At 32.1% G+C, this 5126-nt stretch carries 1 protein-coding gene; it reads right to left on the minus strand.

Annotated elements, in window-relative coordinates; genetic code table 11:
• Positions 1-203 precede the first annotated feature (203 nt).
• A complete protein-coding gene (locus Q0138_RS07885) occupies positions 204-4712 on the minus strand; it encodes a C1 family peptidase (RefSeq protein WP_297983073.1) in 4509 nt (1502 codons plus the stop codon).
• Positions 4713-5126 lie beyond the last annotated feature (414 nt).

The raw sequence follows: 5126 nt of genomic DNA on the forward strand, positions 1-5126 counted from the left end.
GTTTATTTAATTAAATAATTTTATATTTTTTCTCTTAAAATTAAAATTGTATTTAAAAAAAGAGTTGTTTATTTAAGTATTTTTTTTATTAAAAATTAAAATTGTATTTATAAAAAGAGTTGTTTATTTAAGTATTTTTTTTATTAAAAATTAAATTATTATTTAAAAAAAGAAAAGAAGGGGATAAATTCCCCAATTTAAATTTATTCAATCAAAGTTCCAAAGTTTCTAATGAATAAGAAATTCAAAAGGTCTAAATTGATATTAATTTTCATTGGATTGAATTCAATATTAATCTTTTCAAATGCATTGAATTTAATTAATTCCTTTGAGAATTCATTTATTCCAATTTTCTTATTAAATCCATTATTGATAGGGATATTATTTTTATTTATATTTTTTACAATATTCTCTTTTATGGATTTAACTAATGATTTTAATTTTCTATTCTCATTTAAACCTTTTTTCAATAGGCTCTTTTTCAAGGATTCTTTTTTCAATATATTGGTATTCAATGAAAGATTTTCTGTCCTATCAATCTCTAAATTCTTGTCCAAGTCTCTTTTGTCCTTATTTTCTTTTATTGTATCAAGACTTAGGTCTTTTGGATTTTTGTTTTGATTAAAGAAAATGCTTAAAAAAGTCTTTTTCTCATTGACCCTAATTTCATTTTGAGTCTCCTCGCCAGTTTCAGTATTCACTGCAGTGATATTGTAGCTTCCCGGATTTAGGTAAATGTTGAATATAGCCTGTCCTTCCTCATTGGTTTTTCTGCTGTACCAAGCGTCAGCTACCTTGAATCTGATTCTTGTATTCTTTAAAAGATTTCCATCGCCGTCATAGGCATTGACATAAAATGCCGCAGGACTATTATAATCCTTTTCAATGTCTTTTCCACTTATTGAGTGGATGACGCTTATTTTTGAGTTGCTGCCTGATTGATTGTAATAGGAATCTCCCTCAAAGATAATTATTACATCATAGTCTCCATAATCAAGATTTATGTCAAGGCTTATTATGCCTTCATTGTTGGTGTAGCGCTCATAATCTTCCTTATCTAAATTAGATTCTTTTATGTAAATCAATAGCTTTTTGTTTGGAATCGGATTATTGTTTTCATCAACTAGACTAATGTTTAATTTCCTTGAGTCTCCCTTGACTTTTTCAAGATCCTCAACAATGATGCGGCTTTGACTGTAAGTTTGGTTTGATTCACCACTTCCAATTACTATTAAAGTTCCTTTAAATTCTGCATAATTATATTGTATGTTTCCATAGAAAACTACTGAATAATTATAGATTCCTGCACTTAAACCGTATACCTTTAATGAAGTGCTATTGTTTGTAATTTGTGATACATATGTTTTGTTGTTTATTGTAGTTTTTACAATAGCTTCATCGCATGGAAGGTAAATATTGATTATTGCTATATCTCCCTCATAAATGCTGTTTGCACTTGCACTGAGTTCAATATCCTCTTTTTCAGATTCAAGCACAGTTATTATTTTAAATTCTGAAACATCATTATACATGGCATTTGACTGGACATATGCTTCTATTGTGTAGGTGTTGGCAGCTAAATTGCTGTAAGTGATTTCCTCATTTGGATAAATGCTTTTTGTTTCACCATTGAACTTGATTGTAACCGGAATGCTAAGATCATTGTTGTTGGCATCCTTAAGTATGACTGTAATTGTCAGGTTTTCATTTGTGTTAAGGCTGTTTTTATTTGTTACAATTGTTAAATAAAGATTTTCCTTTTCAATTGTAATTGTTTTTCTTATTGATGATGGGTTTAAATCATCGCTTCCAAGATATGAGACTGTTATCATATGGCTTCCAGGATTTAGATTGAAATCAGCAAATTCTGCACTGTTCAAGCTTGCCTGTCCATTTTTTATGCTAACTGTGTAGGTCTTGTTGTCGATTTTGAAAATAAGATTTCCTGAGTTGACAGCTGTACCCTGATTGCTTAATATTGCTATGATTTCAGTTTTATTTACACTTGTTATCTGGATTAGAGTGTCTTTAGGGTCACTTTCCCCATAGGTGGTAAATGCCTTGAGACATGCAACCTGTCCTGTATAATAATGGCTTCCAGGAGTTTCATTGTCACCATAGGTGTAATTGTAGTCTGACAGGTCTATCCAATTGTTCCCATCAAAACTGATGAATGAGACTCCCTCATGGAAATGTTTTCTTGAAGCTCCATATTGATTATATTCATCAATGCAAAAGTCGGCGTCTCCATTACAATGGAATTTTAAGGCTATTCTAAAGATATCTCCCTTTTTAAGCGGAATCAAATTGTCGAAATTGATTGTAAAGTATCCTGGAACACTTGTTCCACTTTGACTATGTTTCAATTCACCGTTTACATAAACATTTGCCTCCCAATCTGTTGTCTTATTGAAATAGGTCGCAAATGCTGCAAGATTATCATCACCTTCAGAGGTGAACTGATTTGCAAAGTAAATTGTGTCCTGGCCTGTTACAAAATAATCTGTAAAGCTGTTGTAATCATATTGGTAATTCCTGTTGAACCTGATTGTGTCATTCAATATGAATGTGAATGAATTATAAGGGTAGTCATTTACCTTAAGCAAGGTATGGTCGTAGTAGGAAACGTATCCATATCCTCCATTGCCCCATTTGTTATCTCCATAACTGTTTTTGATAATCCATGCTCCGTCTCCAGGTGCTGCTGTCTTGAAATTGCTTCTGGAATAGCTATCGTCCCATCCAACTACACAGACTGCATGGTTTCTGTCCTTGTCACTGTTTACATAGTATCCATAGGTGTTGCTGTTGTAGTAGCTGCCTGAAAAGTCCATATAGATTTCAGTTGCAATTCCTCCATATTTCATGATTGCTTCTTTTGCCTTTGCATTGTCTGTATAGGAGGATCTCTGAATGTATAGTATGTTTTGAACATGCATTACGCTGTTTAGAATAGGTGCAATTATGTCCCAGTCATCTGTAGGGTCCATACTTGCATTTACAGGTCCAAGCCAACTAGTCAGATAACCTACAGACATTGGATAGAATCCTCCCTCATTTGTTTCATAAGCCCATCCATAATCTGAGTATGATTGTGCCAAATCCTTTAGATTTCCTTCAGACAATAGGTATTCTGTACCTGTTGCCTTTAGGATACAGGATTCAAGGGCTGCTATGGTTGCGAATGCCCAACAGTTACCGCTATTGAATTGGTCCTTCAATTGACTCACATATCCATAGCTTCTTAAGTCATATTTGGAAGGAAGTGAACCTGTATAGCTTGAATTGTAGACCATCATATCATATGCATCGCTTCCAATGAACTGTTCAAGATAGTCTGATTCATAGAGGTCATCCTCCTTATCAGCCCGGTTGTTTTGATAATTCACATTTTTAATGTTGCTGTTGCTGTTGATGTAGGACACTATTGCTCCTCCAAGGCCACTGGCTATATTGTTTGAGTATGTACCTCCATTAACTGAAAAACTGCTTAGGTTATCTGCAAATACTCCTGCACCATTACGTGCAGTGTTTGCATTGAAATTGGAATTGCTTATTGTTAGATTGCCGTACATTGCATATATTCCAGCACCGGCATAGCTTACATTATTTTGGGTGAAATTGCTGAGACTAACAAGAATGCTTGAACGGAGACTTGCAATTCCCGCTCCTAAACCTGCAGAGAGATTGTTGAATTGGCAATTGCTTATGTTTCCACTTGACTTAAAGAGATAGACTCCAGCTCCGCCATCATAATTGGATTTGTCATTTTTAAAGATACACTTGTCCAAGCTTAATTTTGTGCCGTTTAATGCAGCTATGGATCCTCCGCCGTTGTCTGCCACATTGTTTTCAAATATGGTGTTTGAGATGTTTACTGTACTGTTTTCAGTGTAAATTGCACCTCCATATGCAGCATAGTTGTTTTTAAATGTACAGTTGTCAATAAGGATTCCCCTTGCTGATGAGCCTCCGAACATGTCCCAAAGTTCATCCATAAATGATGAACCTGACATGCATTGCTTGATTGCTCCACCATAGGAATTCTCATAGTAATAGTTTCCTTCCTGTTCTATTGGAGCTCTGCCACTGTCAAATATTGTGTTTGTGGCATTTATCAGTCCTCCTGTACTTACTATATGAATGTTTTTTAGGGTTATTCCTATGAATGTCATGTTGGAACCCCCTTCAAAGAATGTTCCGCTGCCCGTATATTCAATAATTGTTGTATCCGGATTGCTTCCCTCAATTGTCATGGCAGATGAGGAGAATGAGAATCCTGAACTTGCTGGGGAGGATGTGGTATAGCTTCCAGGAGCAAAAACATACCTTGAGTATCCGCTTAGTCTTCCGGAACTTAAGTATTTGTATGGGCTTGACTGGCTGCCGCTTCCGTCACTTGCAGCTGAAGCGTCAAAATAAACCGTTCCGCTGTCTCCCATTATTTCAATATTCTCATTTGAGGAAATGGTATTGCTGTTAATGTCTTTTGATTGACTCTTGATATTTTCTGTATTTTTATCTAAATCATCATATCCATTATTATAATTCAAATTGATGTCTGTCTCTTGGATATAATTAATCTCTGTTTCCGGATTTATTATATCATTACTTGATTCATTTGTGATAATTTCACTAGCAAAGCTAGTTGGAATTAGAATTACTAATATGAATAGGGATATTAGAATAAAAAATTTGCTTGTTTTTTTCATTTTTTTCTCCTTACTAATAGTTTATAATATATATTATGTTTATATTTGATTTACCTAAATATATATTTTATAGTAAAAATTATTAAAGTCATTTTGATTAAATGCTTTAAAAATGATTTTTAAATTTTAAATTAAAATTTAATGTTTTAATCAGTAGAAAATAATATAAATTTATTAGAATTTTTTTATAGTTTTTTTATAGTTTTTTTTATAATTTTTTTTATAATTTTTTTTATAATTTTTTTTATAATTTTTTTTAGAATTTTTTTATAGTTTTTTTTAGAATATTTTTTTAGAATTTTTTTTAGAATTTTTTTTTATAATTTTTTTTATAATTTTTTTTTAGAATTTTTTTTATAATTTTTTATAGTTTTTTTATAGTTTTTTTATAGTTTTTTTATAATTTTTTTTAGA

Origin of the sequence: uncultured Methanobrevibacter sp. (assembly GCF_937906425.1) — an archaeon.
Lineage (GTDB): Archaea > Methanobacteriota > Methanobacteria > Methanobacteriales > Methanobacteriaceae > Methanobrevibacter.

Excerpts from the sequence above, each read along its gene's own strand:
- Q0138_RS07885 (WP_297983073.1), bottom strand. The coding sequence starts at position 4,712 with ATGAAAAAAACAAGCAAATTTTTTATTCTAATATCCCTATTCATATTA.